The organism is Leclercia sp. LSNIH1, from assembly GCF_002902985.1.
In the GTDB taxonomy this organism is placed as follows: domain Bacteria; phylum Pseudomonadota; class Gammaproteobacteria; order Enterobacterales; family Enterobacteriaceae; genus Enterobacter.
In genome coordinates this window covers 4525075-4540803 of sequence record NZ_CP026167.1, presented here as the reverse complement: position 1 = coordinate 4540803, position 15729 = coordinate 4525075, and the positions used below count along the sequence as shown (strand labels likewise).

Annotated in this window: 17 protein-coding genes; 13 read left to right on the top strand and 4 right to left on the bottom strand. The window is 54.8% G+C overall.

Translation table 11 applies throughout. The features are described from left to right. Positions 1 to 52: 52 nt before the first annotated feature. Complete coding sequence (gene trxC / locus C2U54_RS22390; protein ID WP_103180766.1) at positions 53 to 472, bottom strand: thioredoxin TrxC; 420 nt, start codon at positions 470 to 472, stop codon at positions 53 to 55. 206 nt (positions 473 to 678) lie between these two features. Between trxC and C2U54_RS22380 the strand changes: the two genes are divergently transcribed. Beyond that, positions 679 to 1764 carry a tRNA/rRNA methyltransferase gene (locus C2U54_RS22380; RefSeq protein WP_103180765.1) on the top strand — a complete coding sequence of 362 codons (1086 nt, stop codon included), beginning with the start codon at positions 679 to 681 and terminating at the stop codon, positions 1762 to 1764. 93 nt (positions 1765 to 1857) lie between these two features. Here C2U54_RS22380 and ung read toward each other — a convergent pair whose 3' ends face one another. Continuing rightward, positions 1858 to 2547, bottom strand: coding sequence for a uracil-DNA glycosylase (gene ung, locus C2U54_RS22375; protein WP_103180764.1), 690 nt, complete (start codon positions 2545 to 2547; stop codon positions 1858 to 1860). A gap of 314 nt (positions 2548 to 2861) precedes the next feature. On the opposite strand from ung, the gene grcA reads away from it, so the two are divergent. Continuing rightward, positions 2862 to 3245 (top strand): autonomous glycyl radical cofactor GrcA, encoded by a 384-nt coding sequence (grcA, locus tag C2U54_RS22370; RefSeq protein ID WP_103180763.1) that lies wholly within the window; start codon positions 2862 to 2864, stop codon positions 3243 to 3245. 51 nt (positions 3246 to 3296) lie between these two features. On the opposite strand, the gene srmB is transcribed toward grcA, so the two are convergent. Continuing rightward, positions 3297 to 4625, bottom strand: a complete 1329-nt coding sequence (srmB, locus tag C2U54_RS22365) for an ATP-dependent RNA helicase SrmB (RefSeq protein WP_103180762.1) — start codon at positions 4623 to 4625, stop codon at positions 3297 to 3299. A 132-nt stretch (positions 4626 to 4757) separates the two neighbouring features. Between srmB and trmN the strand changes: the two genes are divergently transcribed. Further along, a complete protein-coding gene (gene trmN / locus C2U54_RS22360; RefSeq protein WP_103180761.1) occupies positions 4758 to 5495 on the top strand; it encodes a tRNA(1)(Val) (adenine(37)-N(6))-methyltransferase TrmN in 738 nt (245 codons plus the stop codon). Here the strand turns inward: trmN and nadB are convergent. Next, a complete protein-coding gene (nadB, locus tag C2U54_RS22355) occupies positions 5480 to 7099 on the bottom strand; it encodes an L-aspartate oxidase (protein WP_103180760.1) in 1620 nt (539 codons plus the stop codon). The two genes, trmN and nadB, sit on opposite strands and share 16 nt — an antisense overlap. Positions 7100 to 7456: 357 nt before the next feature. On the opposite strand from nadB, the gene rseD reads away from it, so the two are divergent. The 10 genes from rseD to recO all read left to right on the top strand — a co-directional run bounded on the left by rseD (position 7457) and on the right by recO (position 15708). Next, positions 7457 to 7525 (top strand): rpoE leader peptide RseD, encoded by a 69-nt coding sequence (gene rseD, locus C2U54_RS27995; RefSeq protein ID WP_233212310.1) that lies wholly within the window; start codon positions 7457 to 7459, stop codon positions 7523 to 7525. Beyond that, the gene (rpoE, locus tag C2U54_RS22345) at positions 7522 to 8097 is read left to right on the top strand and encodes an RNA polymerase sigma factor RpoE (RefSeq protein WP_032613187.1); all 576 of its coding nucleotides are present in this window, start codon (positions 7522 to 7524) and stop codon (positions 8095 to 8097) included. Before rseD ends, rpoE begins: the two co-directional genes overlap by 4 nt. Positions 8098 to 8128: 31 nt before the next feature. Next, entirely contained in the window at positions 8129 to 8779 is a 651-nt protein-coding gene (gene rseA, locus C2U54_RS22340; protein WP_103180758.1) for an anti-sigma-E factor RseA, read from the top strand. Beyond that, positions 8779 to 9732 carry a sigma-E factor regulatory protein RseB gene (rseB, locus tag C2U54_RS22335; protein WP_103180757.1) on the top strand — a complete coding sequence of 318 codons (954 nt, stop codon included), beginning with the start codon at positions 8779 to 8781 and terminating at the stop codon, positions 9730 to 9732. Before rseA ends, rseB begins: the two co-directional genes overlap by 1 nt. Beyond that, a complete protein-coding gene (gene rseC / locus C2U54_RS22330; RefSeq protein ID WP_103180756.1) occupies positions 9729 to 10205 on the top strand; it encodes a SoxR-reducing system protein RseC in 477 nt (158 codons plus the stop codon). Before rseB ends, rseC begins: the two co-directional genes overlap by 4 nt. A gap of 184 nt (positions 10206 to 10389) precedes the next feature. Next, complete coding sequence (gene lepA / locus C2U54_RS22325) at positions 10390 to 12189, top strand: translation elongation factor 4 (RefSeq protein ID WP_103180755.1); 1800 nt, start codon at positions 10390 to 10392, stop codon at positions 12187 to 12189. A gap of 16 nt (positions 12190 to 12205) precedes the next feature. After that, positions 12206 to 13180, top strand: coding sequence for a signal peptidase I (gene lepB, locus C2U54_RS22320; RefSeq protein WP_103180754.1), 975 nt, complete (start codon positions 12206 to 12208; stop codon positions 13178 to 13180). Between the two features lie 223 nt (positions 13181 to 13403). Next, entirely contained in the window at positions 13404 to 14084 is a 681-nt protein-coding gene (gene rnc / locus C2U54_RS22310; RefSeq protein ID WP_103180753.1) for a ribonuclease III, read from the top strand. Further along, positions 14081 to 14986 carry a GTPase Era gene (era, locus tag C2U54_RS22305; protein WP_103180752.1) on the top strand — a complete coding sequence of 302 codons (906 nt, stop codon included), beginning with the start codon at positions 14081 to 14083 and terminating at the stop codon, positions 14984 to 14986. Before rnc ends, era begins: the two co-directional genes overlap by 4 nt. A gap of 11 nt (positions 14987 to 14997) precedes the next feature. Further along, a complete protein-coding gene (recO, locus tag C2U54_RS22300; protein ID WP_103180751.1) occupies positions 14998 to 15708 on the top strand; it encodes a DNA repair protein RecO in 711 nt (236 codons plus the stop codon). Positions 15709 to 15729: the final 21 nt, after the last annotated feature.

Genomic DNA, 15729 nt, shown 5'->3' with positions numbered 1-15729 from the left:
ACGCCATTCTCGCAGAGGCGAGGGCGGGGCACAAGTTACGTGCCCCGGAATGTCAGAGGGATTCGTTCAGCCAGCTATCAAAAGGTGCTTTCGGAACGGCACCATTGAGCATATCGACGACTTCACCATTTTTGAAAATCATAATGGTCGGGATACTACGAATGCGGAAGCGGGAGCTCAGTTCGCGCTCAGCTTCGGTGTTCACTTTCACAAAACGCATTTTACCGCTACGCTCTTCGGCGACATCTTCAAAGATCGGCGCAAAGTTACGGCAAGGGCCGCACCAGGGTGCCCAGAAGTCTACAACAACCGGCAGATCATCCTTCAGCAGTTTATCCAGAGTTTCGCCGGTAGCATTAATCACGTCACCATCGAACAATTCATGACCGCAGCGTCCGCATTTTGCTCCGTCATCAATGCGATCTTCCGGAATGCGGTTAAGAGCCTGGCAGTTGGCACATACGGTATTCATAACTAACCTCAGGTAGAGCAGGGGGACAAATCGGCAACATGCCGGTTATGTTTCCAATATGTTACATATTATCAACGACCCTGTTTGAAACGACAATGCGTTTTGTTCAATGAGAACAATAGTCACAGGCTTTTATACGAAGTAATGGCTATGCGCCGGGACATCGGGTAATCTGCGCGCTTCGCGCAGCGCTGGTGGAGAAAAGCATGAACGACGAACTGAAAAACAAAAGCGGCAAGGTCAAAGTGATGTATGTCCGCAGTGACGATGACTCTGATAAACGCACCCAAAATCCGCGTACCGGAAAAGGTGGCGGACGTCCAGGGCCATCTCGTGCAGACGGTGGCCGTCGCCCCGCCCGCGATGAGAGAAGCAGCCGCGGTGATGACCGCAAACGTGACGACCGTAAGCGTGATGATTTCAAACGCGACGATTTCAGCCGCGACGCCTCACCGTGGCGTACCGTCTCCCGCGCGCCGGGCGACGAGTCCACTGCGCCCGTCGATCACGGCAGCATGGCCGGTAAAACGGTTATCGATCCGGAAGTGATCCGCCGTCAGCGTGCCGAAGAGACGCGCGTCTATGGCGAAAACGCCTGTCAGGCCCTGTTCCAGAGCCGTCCTGATTGCATCGTGCGCGCCTGGTTCATCCAGAGCGTCACGCCGCGTTTCAAAGAAGCGCTGCGCTGGATGGCGGCCAACCGCAAAGCCTACCATGTGGTGGACGATGCTGAGATCACCAAAGCGTCTGGCACCGAACACCATGGTGGCGTCTGCTTCCTGATTAAGAAACGTAACGGTACCACCGTTAAGCAGTGGGTCAGCCAGGCTGGCGAAGATGATTGCGTGCTGGCCCTGGAAGACGTGGGTAACCCGCACAACCTCGGCGCCATGATGCGCAGCTGCGCCCACTTCGGCGTGAAAGGCGTTCTGTTGCAGGATGCGGCTCTGCTGGAATCCGGCGCAGCAATCCGTACGGCGGAAGGCGGCGCGGAGCACGTTCAGCCGATCACTGGCGACAGCGTGCTGGAAGCGATTGAGCAGTTCCGTCAGGCGGGCTATGCCATCGTGACCACCTCCAGCCACAAAGGCACCACGCCGCTGTTTAAAGCGACACTGCCCCGTAAGATGGTGCTGGTGTTGGGTCAGGAGCGCGATGGTCTCTCCGATGCGGCACTCTCCAGCGCCGATCTGAGCGTCTCTATCGATGGCACCGGCAATGTAGAAAGCCTCAACGTATCCGTTGCGACCGGCGTTCTGCTGGCGGAATGGTGGCGTCAGAACAAAGCATAATCCCGCTTTGTTCGTCGTTCGTAGGCCCGGCAAGCGTAGCGCCGCCGGGCAATGTGCCGGGTGGCGGCTTCGCCTTACCCGGCCTATAACAACTTACTCGCTTTCAGCCGGTAACTCCGGCATCCAGTCAATCGGCGTTTCGCCCTGTTTCTCCAGCCACTCATTCGCCAGCACAAAATGATTGCAGCCAAAAAAGCCGCGATGGGCTGACAGCGGTGACGGGTGCGGCGCTTTCAGCACATGATGGCGCTGAGTATCAATGATCGACCCTTTCTTCTGCGCATGCGATCCCCAGAGCAAAAAGACCACGCCTTCCCGGTGCTGGTTAATCAGGCTGATGACCTTGTCGGTAAATGTCTCCCACCCGAGGCTGGCATGAGAATGGGCCTGCCCGGCGCGAACCGTCAGCACGGTGTTGAGCAACAGAACGCCCTGACGCGCCCAGCTTTCCAGGTAACCATGTGAAGGTCGGGTAAACCCCGGTACGGAGGCTTCCAGCTCCTTATACATATTCAGCAGGGAAGGGGGGATAGCAACGCCCGGACGCACAGAAAACGCCAGGCCGTGTGCCTGACCCGGTCCGTGGTAGGGATCCTGTCCCAGGATAACCACTTTGACATCTGCCAGCTCGGTAAAACGAAAGGCGTTGAACACATCTTTCTGGGGCGGATAGATGGTGATGCCGTCCTGACGTTCCGCGGCGACGGTATTCAGAGTATTAACGAAGTAAGGCTGTTTTTTTTCATCGGCCAGTACGTCGTGCCAGGTTAAAGGTGCTGTCATCTCGCTCTCCTGCGAATTTTCACTGTCTTTAGCTTAACTGCATATGACGAGGGAACAAAACTGGCGCGCCAAAAATGTCATTGCACTGAAAAATATTGAAAATTTACACGGAATTTTGAATTCAATTGCGAGGGTAAAATTGATATAAAACAATAATCTCCGTTTATCACCCTTTTACTGGTGTGGTTTTTGTTGATTTAAGTCAAGGAATGACGAGGGTTTGACTGATATATATACACTCAAGCAACAATGGTTTTACCAATTGCCCGGACGAACGGGCGACACCCAATATTGTAGTGTAAGGGAGACATCACATGATTACTGGTATCCAGATTACTAAAGCTGCAAACGACGACCTGCTGAACTCTTTCTGGCTGCTGGACAGCGAGAAAGGCGAAGCGCGTTGCGTATGCGCAAAAGCAGGCTTTGCTGAAGATGAAGTTGTTCAGGTTAACGCGCTGGGCGAGTTCGAATACCGCGAAATCCCGATGGAAATCAAACCTGAAGTCCGCGTTGAAGGCGGTCAGCATCTGAACGTTAACGTGCTGCGTCGTGAAACGCTGGAAGATGCTGTTAAGCATCCGGAAAAATATCCGCAGCTGACCATCCGTGTTTCTGGCTACGCGGTACGCTTTAACTCACTGACTGCCGAACAGCAGCGCGACGTTATTGCCCGTACCTTTACTGCCAGCCTGTAATCGTTACCAGCGTACAGATAAAAAAAGCCGGGTTAGAACCCGGCTTTTTTATTACTCTTCTTTCTGTGTCACCGGCGCGCTGCCGCTAGGCTTACGACGCTTGCCCACGTTTTTGGTATCACGGTGGCGTTGCTTCACGCGCGGTTTCTCTTTCTCTTTCGCCTTTTTCTCGGCACGTTTAGCGAGCACTTTCTTGGACGGTTTGCCCGTCATTTTTTCGCTCGGCGCACGGGTGCTCGGACGCAGTTCGTCGATCACGCGGGCCTTCAGCGGCTCTTCAACGTAACGACCAATTTTTTGCAGCAGCAGATGGTCATGCGCTTCGACCAGCGAAATGGCTGTCCCTTTACGCCCGGCACGACCGGTACGGCCAATGCGGTGCAGATAGGTATCCGCAGTGCGCGGCAGATCGAAGTTGAACACGTGGCTGACATCAGGAATATCAATACCGCGCGCAGCAACGTCGGTCGCCACCAGCACGTTCACGCGGCCATCGGTCAGACGTTTGATCGCTTCGTTACGTTTAATCTGCACCATCTCGCCTTCGAGATAGCAGTTATTGATACCCGCTTCACGCAGCCAGGTCGCCAGCTCGTGCACACGCTCACGTTTCCGTACAAAGACGATAGAGCGGGTGGCTTCAGGCTGTTTCAGCAGGTGGATCAGCAGCGCGGTTTTATGCTGAATATCATCGGCGCGGTAGTACCACTGATGGATCTTCTTGCGCTCGCGGGTGGACGGGGTGGCGGAAACCTCAACTGGGTCCTCCAGAAGACGCTCAGCAAAATCTTTAATTGCATCGCCTTCCAGCGTCGCGGAGAAGAGCATAGTCTGCTTACGCCAGCGGGTCTCACCGGCAATGTGTTCGATATCCTGCGCAAAGCCCATATCCAGCATACGGTCAGCTTCGTCAAGAATTAAGGTTTCAACCGCACGGCAGTCGAAGTTCTCTTCTTTGATGTATTGCAGCAGACGCCCGGTCGTCGCAACGACGATATCCTGGTTCTCACTGAATACTTCGGCGTGGTTCATATAGGCCACACCGCCGGTAATGGTTGCGATATCCAGGTGGGTATTCTTCGCCAGCTCACGGGCATGATCGGCAACCTGCATCGCCAGTTCACGGGTCGGGGTGAGGATCAGAATACGCGGCGGACCTGATTTCTTACGCGGAAAATCCAGCAGATGCTGCAACGCAGGCAGCAAATAGGCTGCCGTTTTACCCGTGCCGGTTGGCGCAGAACCGAGCACGTCACGGCCCTCCAGTGCAGGCGGAATTGCCGCTTCCTGAATAGCGGTCGGGCGTGTGAAGCCTTTTTCCTGGAGCGCGTCCAGAAGGCTTTCATCGAGTTCAAGTTCGGAAAAAGTCGTTACAGTCATGTTCTACCTCTGTGTGGGGCGCTGATTATAGACGTTACGGCTGCAATCTTCATCTGTTTGTGTGGATATCCCTTTTCCGTCGTTACGCTTTCACCTATGCTACTCCCGTTTCACTTTGAAGGTTGCTCCGACATGTCTCAACTCAAAGCGCAGCTGCGCCGCGATGGTTTTACTTTTAAGCAGTTCTTTGTCGCCCACGATCGCTGTGCAATGAAAGTCGGCACTGATGGCATTTTACTGGGGGCATGGGCGCCGGTAGCAGGCGTTAAACGTATCCTCGACATTGGCAGCGGCAGCGGATTATTAGCCCTGATGCTGGCGCAGCGTACCGAACACGCTGTCACGCTTGACGCGGTTGAACTGGATCCCCAGGCGGCTGAGCAGGCAGCGGAAAACGTAGCGGAATCCCCCTGGGCTTCGCGCGTATCTCTTCATTGTGCGGATGTTCTTGCCTGGGCGCCAGAACAAACGGGCCGCTATGACCTGATTGTCAGCAATCCTCCCTATTTTGAACCGGGCGTAGCCTGTGCTACACCCCAGCGAGAGCAGGCCCGGTATACCGACACGCTCGATCATGGCGCGCTGTTAGCCTGCGCTGCCGGGTTGATCTCCGAAGAGGGATTTTTCTGCGTGGTATTACCGGAGAGCGCAGGCAGTGCATTTATTGCCAGCGCGCTGGAGATGGGCTGGTTTTTACGCCTGCGCACCGATATTGCGGAAACCGACGGCAGGCTGCCGCACCGGGTGCTGCTGGCGCTGTCGCCGAAAGAGGGAGAGTGCTTCAGCGACAGGCTGGTGATACGTGGGCCAGATCAGCGTTATTCCGATGACTACACGGCGCTGACCCACCCCTTCTATTTATTTATGTGAGCCAGCGGTGAGAGCACCGACGGGCCGGAATGCTCAAGCTGCTCCGGGTAGTCGAGCGTGTAGTGCAAACCGCGGCTCTCTTTGCGCATCATTGCGCAGCGCACAATCAGCTCCGCCACCTGAACCAGATTACGCAGTTCCAGCAAATTATTGGATACGCGGAAATGGGCGTAATACTCATCAATTTCCTGCTGCAGCATGGTAATACGGCGCAGGGCGCGCTCCAGACGTTTGGTGGTGCGCACAATGCCGACGTAATCCCACATAAAGAGGCGCAGCTCGTGCCAGTTATGCTGGATCACGACCAGTTCATCCGGGTTCTCCACGCGGCTTTCGTCCCAGTCCGGCAGGTTTTCCACCTGGCGGGCGTAAGGCATGCGCTTCGTGATATCTTCCGCCGCTGACCAGCCATACACAAGGCACTCCAGAAGCGAGTTTGATGCCATTCGGTTCGCGCCATGCAGGCCGGTGTAGCTCACCTCGCCGATGGCGTACAGGCCGTCAACGTCGGTCCGGCCATGATCGTCGACCATCACGCCGCCGCAGGTATAGTGCGCCGCGGGCACCACAGGCATCGGCTCTTTGGTGATATCGATGCCGAGCCCCAACAGTTTTTCATAGATGGTCGGGAAGTGCTGGCGAATAAAGGCTTCGGGTTTGTGGCTGATATCCAGATACATGCAGTCCACGCCCAGGCGTTTCATCTCATGGTCGATTGCGCGGGCCACAACATCACGCGGCGCCAGCTCGCCCCGCTCGTCAAAGTCCTGCATAAAGCGCGAGCCATCCGGGCGTTTTAAATGCGCGCCTTCACCGCGTAGCGCTTCGGTCAGCAGGAAGTTGCGTGCCTGCGGGTGGAATAGCGCAGTGGGATGGAACTGGTTAAATTCCAGATTGGCCACGCGACAGCCTGCTCGCCAGGCCATGGCAATACCGTCCCCTGAGGAAATATCCGGGTTGGTGGTGTACTGATACACCTTAGAGGCACCGCCGGTTGCCAGTACAACCGATTTTGCCCGACAGGTTTCCACCTTCTCTTTATTACGGTTCCAGACCCAGGCTCCCACAACGCGCCGCGTGCCCGGCAGACCAATCTTATCGGAGATGATCAAATCCACCGCGTTGCTGCGTTCCAGCACCCGGATGTTGGGATGGCTTAACGCCTGGCTGACCAGCGTCGTTTCGACTGCTTTACCAGTGGCATCTGCGGCATGCAGGATCCGGCGATGGCTGTGTCCGCCCTCACGCGTCAGGTGGTAACTCTCTTCTCCATTGGCCTGCACGTGGGTATCAAACAGCACGCCCTGATCGATCAGCCATTGCACGCAGTGGCGGGCATTACTGGCGACAAATTCAGCCGCGTGTCGGTCCACGATACCGCCACCTGCAATCAGGGTATCTTCGACATGGGAGTCGATACTGTCAGTTTCATCAAACACCGCAGCAATTCCGCCCTGGGCATAGAAGGTAGAACCTTCGCTAACAGGACCTTTGCTGAGGACAATCACTTTCTGGTGTGGGGCGAGTCGCAGCGCCAGTGAAAGGCCGGCGGCACCGCTGCCGATAATCAGTACGTCACAGGTGAGTTCGGAAATTGCGTTCATGATGTGTGTTTAATTTACTAAACAGTGTTTGGCCAGCATAGCACCTGAATGCGATGAATCGCACGTTTTTTTTAAGAGTTGTTGCAATGACTAAACAAAGGCTGGACAGCGATAAGGGACTAAAAGGGTGAAAATATTTTGCGTAGCAGATCGTTAGCTTCAGATTTTGTGGTGAAATAAAGCCCGTCTTGCGTTACCCTGCAAGCGGTAAAAGACCATTTCTTAGCAGAAACTGGGTACGTATCGGTATCAGACTTATAATGATAGAAAATGAACGGTCTGCGACGTGATTAACAAAAACAAAGGCGTGACGGAACTAATTGAAATAAAGACCCTCAAAGCAACTGCTTGCTCACAGTGCAGTGTTTGGAGTGGCGTTTCGATAACGCGTGGAATTTAGGTTTGGGGAGACTTTACCTCGGATGAGCGAGCAGTTAACGGACCAGATTCTGGTTGAACGGGTCCAGAAGGGAGATCAGAAAGCCTTTAACCTACTGGTGGTGCGCTACCAGCATAAGGTGGCGAGTCTGGTGTCCCGCTATGTACCGTCAGGGGATGTTCCTGATGTGGTACAAGAGTCTTTCATTAAGGCCTATCGTGCGCTGGAATCTTTCCGGGGAGATAGTGCTTTTTATACCTGGCTGTACCGTATTGCCGTCAATACGGCTAAGAACTACCTCGTCGCTCAGGGCCGACGTCCGCCTTCAAGCGATGTCGATGCTATCGACGCTGAAAATTTTGAAAGCGGCGGTGCGTTGAAAGAAATTTCGAACCCTGAGAACTTAATGTTGTCAGAAGAACTGAGACAAATAGTTTTTCGCACCATCGAGTCGCTCCCGGAAGATTTACGCATGGCAATTACGTTGCGGGAGTTAGATGGCCTGAGCTATGAAGAGATAGCCGCTATCATGGATTGCCCGGTCGGTACGGTTCGCTCACGGATCTTTCGTGCGCGAGAAGCTATTGATAATAAAGTTCAACCGCTAATCAGGCGTTGACGATAGCGGGATACTGGAAAAGGTATTAGGCATGCAGAAAGAACAACTTTCCGCTTTGATGGATGGTGAAACGCTGGACAGTGAGATGCTCAACGAGCTCTCTCGCTCTCCTGAGATGCAAAAAACCTGGGAGAGTTATCATCTCATTCGCGATACTCTGCGCGGCGATACCAGCGATCTCCTCCATTTTGATATCTCAGCTCGCGTAATGGCGGCCATAGAGAACGAACCTGTTTCTCAGGCCACCCCGCTAATCCCCGAAGCCCAACCTGCACCGCACCTGTGGCAGAAGATGCCTTTCTGGAACAAAGTGCGCCCCTGGGCGAGTCAACTGACTCAAATGGGTGTGGCTGCTTGCGTATCGCTTGCAGTTATTGTGGGCGTCCAGCACTATAACACTCAATCTGAAGTGAGCCAGCAACCAGAAGCGCCAGTGTTTAATACACTGCCGATGATGGGCAAAGCCAGCCCGGTAAGTCTGGGTATTCCTTCTGATGCCTCGGCCGGTGCCGGTCAGCAGCAGCAGGTCCAGGAGCAGCGCCGTCGTATTAATGCGATGTTGCAGGATTATGAATTGCAGCGTCGTCTGCATTCTGAACAGCTTCAGTTTGAACAGGCGCAAACGCAGCAGGCTGCTGTGCAAGTGCCAGGAAACCAAACTTTAGGAACGCAATCGCAGTAATGAAGCAACTTTGGTGCGCCATGTCTCTGATGGCGGGTAGCCTGTTGTTCACTGTCAACGCCTCGGCTGATGTATCGTCCGGGGCGTTGTTGCAGCAAATGAACCAGGCCAGCCAGTCACTCAACTACGAGCTGTCTTTTATCAGTATCAATAAGCAAGGTGTAGAGTCGTTACGCTATCGCCATGCCCGTCTTGATAAACAGCCGCTTGCCCAGCTTTTGCAGATGGATGGTCCGCGCCGCGAAGTCGTGCAGCGTGGCAATGAAATCAGCTATTTCGAGCCGGGTCTCGAACCCTTTACGCTGAATGGCGACTACATTGTTGATTCGCTGCCTTCGCTCATCTATACCGATTTTAAACGGCTCTCCCCTTACTACGACTTTATCTCCGTAGGACGTACCCGTATCGCCGATCGGCTCTGCGAGGTGCTGCGGGTGGTCGCCAGAGACGGAACACGTTACAGCTATATCGTCTGGATGGATGCAGAGACCAAGCTGCCAATGCGGGTCGATCTGCTGGATCGGGATGGTGAGACGCTGGAGCAGTTCCGGGTGATCTCTTTCACCATCGACGATCAGGTCGGTAACAGCATGCAGAATCTGGCAAAAGCGAACCTGCCGCCACTGCTCTCCGTCCCGGCGGGGGATAACGTCAACTTTAACTGGGCGCCCAACTGGATCCCGCAGGGCTTCAGTGAAGTCTCCAGCAGTCGACGCCAGCTGCCCACCATCGATACCCCGGTTGAATCCCGTCTTTACTCCGACGGCTTGTTCAGCTTCTCGGTTAATATTAACCGGGCAACACCGGTCAGTGCCGATCAGATGTTGCGTACCGGGCGTCGCACCGTCAGCACCACAATACGGGATAACGCAGAGATCACCGTTGTCGGTGAACTGCCGCCGCAAACCGCTAAACGTATCGCCGACAGCATTAAATTCAGGGCTGCACAATGATTAAAGAGTGGGCAACGGTCGTTTCATGGCATAAGGGCGTCGCGCTGGTCAGCTGCGACGTCAAAGCATCCTGCAACAGCTGCGCCTCCCGCGCCGGTTGCGGCAGCCGGGTGCTGAACAAACTTGGACCGCAGACCTCACACACGATCAGCGTGCCCAGCGCAGAGCCGCTGGTGGAGGGGCAAAAAGTCGAGTTAGGGATCGCTGAAGGTAGCCTGCTTGGCTCGGCGATGCTGGTCTATCTCTCCCCGCTGGTGGGGTTGTTTGCTCTTGGCGGTCTGTTCCAGGTACTGTTTGGGACCGATCTCGCCGCCATGTGCGGCGCAGCGCTGGGCGGCGTAGGCGGTTTTTTACTGGCTCGCGGCTTTTCCTCCCGTCTTGCGGTGCGTGAAGCGTGGCAGCCCGTTATTCTCAGCGTCGGATTGCCACCCGATCAGCTGCGTGTCGACACGCTCTCTTCAGAAGCCCGGTGATGTTACCGGGCTTTGTTTTATTTACATCTCATAAAAGAAAACGCCAGATCTTCGCGCTAAGCTTGCTGGAAGAGCATTTCCTGGTGACGGAGATGTAGTGTAGAATGCTGCGTTTTCGCACTGAAAAACGTCAGGCTAAGAACAGCGGCCTCCAGGAATTCGTAAGGCATAATTATTTAACTATATGAAGAACATACGTAACTTTTCGATCATTGCTCACATTGACCACGGTAAGTCGACGCTGTCTGACCGTATTATCCAGATTTGCGGTGGCCTGTCTGATCGTGAAATGGCAGCCCAGGTACTGGACTCCATGGACCTGGAACGCGAACGCGGTATTACCATTAAAGCGCAGAGCGTTACGCTCGACTATAAAGCGTCTGACGGTGAAACCTACCAACTTAACTTTATCGACACCCCAGGCCACGTTGACTTCTCTTATGAAGTTTCCCGTTCGCTGGCGGCCTGTGAGGGCGCGCTGCTGGTAGTGGATGCGGGGCAGGGCGTAGAAGCCCAGACCCTGGCGAACTGCTATACCGCGATGGAAATGGATCTCGAGGTGGTGCCGGTTCTGAACAAGATCGACCTGCCAGCCGCCGATCCTGAGCGTGTGGCGGAAGAGATCGAAGATATCGTCGGCATCGACGCGACCGACGCCGTGCGCTGCTCGGCAAAAACCGGCGTGGGTGTAACCGACGTGCTGGAACGTTTGGTGCGTGACATCCCGGCGCCGGAAGGCGATCCGGAGGGGCCACTGCAGGCGCTGATCATCGACTCCTGGTTCGATAACTATCTCGGCGTTGTCTCGCTGGTGCGTATTAAAAACGGCACCATGCGTAAAGGCGACAAGATCAAAGTGATGAGCACCGGACAGGTTTACAACGCTGACCGTCTGGGTATCTTCACGCCAAAACAGGTCGACCGTACCGAACTGAAGTGCGGCGAAGTAGGCTGGCTGGTTTGCGCCATCAAAGACATCCTCGGCGCGCCAGTGGGCGATACCCTGACGGGCGCCCGCAACCCGGCAGAAAAAGCGCTGCCAGGCTTTAAAAAGGTGAAACCGCAGGTTTACGCCGGTCTGTTCCCGGTCAGCTCTGACGATTATGAGAACTTCCGTGACGCGCTCGGCAAGCTGAGCCTGAACGATGCTTCCCTGTTCTATGAGCCAGAAAGCTCGACGGCGCTGGGCTTCGGCTTCCGCTGCGGCTTCCTCGGCCTGCTGCACATGGAGATCATTCAGGAGCGTCTGGAGCGTGAATATGACCTGGATCTGATCACCACCGCACCAACGGTCGTGTACGAAGTCGAGACCACCTCCAAAGAGGTTATCTACGTCGACAGTCCATCCAAGCTGCCGCCGCTGAATAATATTCATGAGCTGCGCGAGCCGATCGCCGAATGTCACATGCTGCTGCCGCAGGAGTTCCTCGGTAACGTCATCACGCTGTGTATCGAAAAACGTGGTGTGCAGACCAACATGGTTTACCACGGTAACCAGGTGGCGCTGACCTATGAAATCCCGATGGCGGAAGTGGTGCTCGACTTCTTCGATCGTCTGAAGTCAACTTCACGCGGTTATGCGTCGCTGGATTACAACTTCAAACGCTTCCAGGCCTCCAACATGGTGCGTGTGGACGTGTTGATCAACGGCGAGCGCGTCGATGCGCTGGCGCTGATCACCCATAACGACAACGCCCCGTATCGCGGTCGCGAACTGGTCGAGAAGATGAAAGATCTCATCCCACGCCAGCAGTTCGACATTGCGATTCAGGCGGCCATTGGCAACCATATTATCGCCCGTTCTACGGTGAAACAGCTGCGTAAAAACGTTCTGGCAAAATGCTATGGCGGTGACGTCAGCCGTAAGAAGAAGCTGCTCCAGAAGCAGAAAGAAGGTAAGAAGCGTATGAAGCAGGTCGGTAACGTTGAGCTGCCGCAGGAAGCGTTCCTCGCCATTCTGCACGTTGGTAAAGACGGAAAATAACCCTTAAGGAGTTGGCATGGCGAACATGTTTGCCCTGATCCTGGTGATTGCCACACTGGTGACGGGGCTGTTGTGGTGTCTGGATAAGTTTATCTTTGCTCCGAAACGTCGCGAACGTCAGGCCGCCGCGCAGGCTGCCACGGGCGACCAGTTGGATCCGAATACCCTGAAGAAAGTCAGCCCTAAGCCGGGCTGGCTGGAAACAGGCGCTTCGGTCTTTCCGGTGCTGGCCATTGTGCTGGTGGTACGTTCGTTTATCTATGAACCTTTCCAGATCCCATCCGGTTCGATGATGCCAACGCTGCTGATCGGTGATTTTATTCTGGTCGAGAAGTTTGCTTATGGCATTAAAGATCCGATCTACCAGAAAACGCTGATCGAAACCGGCCATCCAAAACGCGGCGATATCGTGGTGTTCAAATATCCGGACGATCCGCGTCTGGATTACATCAAACGTACCGTTGGCGTACCGGGTGATAAGGTAACCTATAATCCGGTTTCCAAAGAGGTGACGGTTCAGCCTGGCTGCAGTTCCGGCACCGCTTGCGGTAGCGCATTACCGGTGACCTATTCCGGCGTTGAGCCAAGCGACTTTGTGCAGACCTTTGCCCGTCGCAACGGCGGCGAAGCGACCAGCGGTTTCTTCCTGCTGCCGAAAGGCGAGACCAAAGAGAACGGTATTCGTCTGAACGAGCGTAAAGAGACCCTGGGCGATGTGACGCACCGTATCCTGACCGTCTCCATCGCGCAGGATCAGTTGGGCATGTACTATCAGCAGAAGGGGCAGCAGCTGGCGACCTGGATCGTGCCACCGGGACACTACTTCATGATGGGTGATAACCGCGATAACAGCGCGGACAGCCGTTACTGGGGCTTTGTGCCGGAAGCGAACCTGGTGGGTAAAGCCACCACCATCTGGATGAGCTTCGAGAAACAGGAAGGCGAATGGCCAACCGGCGTACGGTTAAATCGTATTGGCGGCATCCATTAATTCCTGATAAATGAGCACGTAGCCTCTTTAACCAGAGGCTACGTGAATTATTTCACTGATAAATCTCTTCTGACTAACGACAACCCCTGTCGTTGCGTATAGAATATTCCCCCGAAGTTTAAGGTTGGCGCTGATTCAGTGCCACGGCACACGAAACCGCGTTGGCTTTCTCAGGACGGTTTCGTGTGCTGCATTTTTGACGCATTTATTCTATTGGTATCGCATGAACCCCATCGTAATTAATCGGCTTCAACGGAAGCTGGGCTACACTTTTCAGCATCAGGAGTTGTTGCAACAGGCATTAACCCATCGCAGTGCCAGCAGCAAACACAATGAGCGACTCGAATTTCTGGGTGACTCCATTTTAAGTTTTGTTATTGCGAATGCGCTTTATCACCGTTTCCCGCGTGTGGATGAAGGCGATATGAGCCGCATGCGCGCAACGCTGGTACGTGGCAATACGCTTGCCGAAATTGCCCGTGAATTCGAACTGGGTGAATGCCTGCGACTCGGGCCTGGCGAACTGAAAAGCGGCGGCTTCCGTCGTGAATCTATTCTCGCGGATACGGTCGAAGCGTTAATCGGTGGTGTTTTCCTCGACAGCGATATCCAGACGGTGGAGCAGCTGATCCTGAACTGGTATCAGACGCGTCTGGATGAGATCAGCCCGGGTGATAAACAGAAAGATCCAAAAACCCGTTTGCAGGAGTATTTGCAGGGTCGCCATCTGCCGCTGCCATCTTATCTGGTGGTGCAGGTTCGTGGCGAAGCACACGATCAGGAGTTTACCATCCATTGCCAGGTCAGTGGCCTGAGTGAACCGGTGGTTGGCACAGGTTCAAGCCGTCGTAAGGCGGAACAGGCTGCCGCCGAACAGGCGCTGAAAATGCTGGAGCTGGAATGAGCGAAGAAAAAAGTTATTGTGGATTTATTGCCATCGTCGGACGTCCGAACGTAGGCAAATCAACCCTGCTGAATAATCTGCTGGGGCAAAAGATCTCTATTACCTCCCGCAAGGCGCAGACCACGCGTCACCGCATTGTCGGTATCCATACCGAAGGGGCATATCAGGCGATTTATGTCGATACCCCGGGTCTGCATATGGAAGAGAAGCGCGCCATTAACCGTCTGATGAACAAGGCGGCGAGCAGCTCTATCGGCGACGTTGAGCTGGTGATTTTTGTTGTCGAAGGTACCCGCTGGACCCCGGACGACGAGATGGTGCTGAACAAACTGCGTGACGGTAAAACGCCGGTGATCCTCGCGGTCAACAAAGTGGACAACGTGCAGGAAAAAGCCGATCTGCTGCCGCATCTGCAGTGGCTGGGTAGCCAGATGAACTTCCTCGATATCGTCCCGCTCTCTGCCGAGACCGGTCTGAACGTCGACACCATCGCGGGCATCGTGCGCAAGCATCTGCCGGAAGCGATTCATCACTTCCCTGAAGAGTACATCACTGATCGTTCTCAGCGCTTTATGGCGTCTGAAATCATTCGCGAAAAGCTGATGCGTTTCCTTGGCGCGGAGCTGCCGTACTCTGTCACCGTTGAAATCGAACGTTTCCAGACTAACGAGCGCGGCGGATATGACATCAACGGGCTGATCCTCGTTGAGCGCGAAGGGCAGAAGAAGATGGTGATTGGCAATAAAGGTGCCAAAATCAAAACCATCGGTATTGAAGCCCGTAAGGATATGCAGGAGATGTTCGAAGCGCCGGTTCACCTGGAACTGTGGGTGAAAGTGAAATCTGGCTGGGCCGATGACGAGCGCGCACTGCGCAGTCTTGGTTACGGCGACGACGTATAAGCCACTAAAACGTGGATGGATGGCAAAGAGCCTTTGTCCTTCACAGTCGTCCCTGGAGTGAAACCAGCCTGATGCTGGACGTCTTCACGGAAGAGTCAGGCCGCGTGCGCCTTGTTGCCAAAGGCGCACGTTCTAAACGTTCTAATCTGAAAGGTGCTTTGCAGCCCTTCACACCGCTGCTGGTGCGCTTTGGCGGACGTGGGGAAGTGAAAACCCTGCGCAGTGCTGAAGCCGTCTCTCTGGCGCTCCCTCTCTCTGGTATTACGCTCTACAGCGGTCTGTATGTTAACGAGCTTATTACGCGCGTGCTTGAACATGAGACCCGCTTCTCTGAACTCTTTTTCGATTATCTGCACTGTCTTCAGGCGCTGGCTGGCGTGAGCGGCTCGCCCGAGCCTGTGCTGCGCCGCTTTGAGCTGGCGTTGCTCGGGCATCTGGGATACGGCGTCGATTTTCTGCACTGCGCGGGCAGCGGCGAACCAGTCGAAGACACCATGACCTACCGCTATCGCGAAGAGAAGGGCTTTATCGCCAGCGTGGTTATCGACAACAGCACCTTTACCGGGCGGGATCTGCGGGCGCTGGCGGAACGCGAATTTCCGGACGCCAGCACCCTGCGGGCGGCAAAACGCTTTACCCGTATTGCGCTCAAGCCGTATCTTGGTGGCAAGCCCTTAAAGAGCCGCGAATTATTCAGGCAGTTTATGCCAAAGCGTAAATGAACAACGAGAAACCGAGGATTG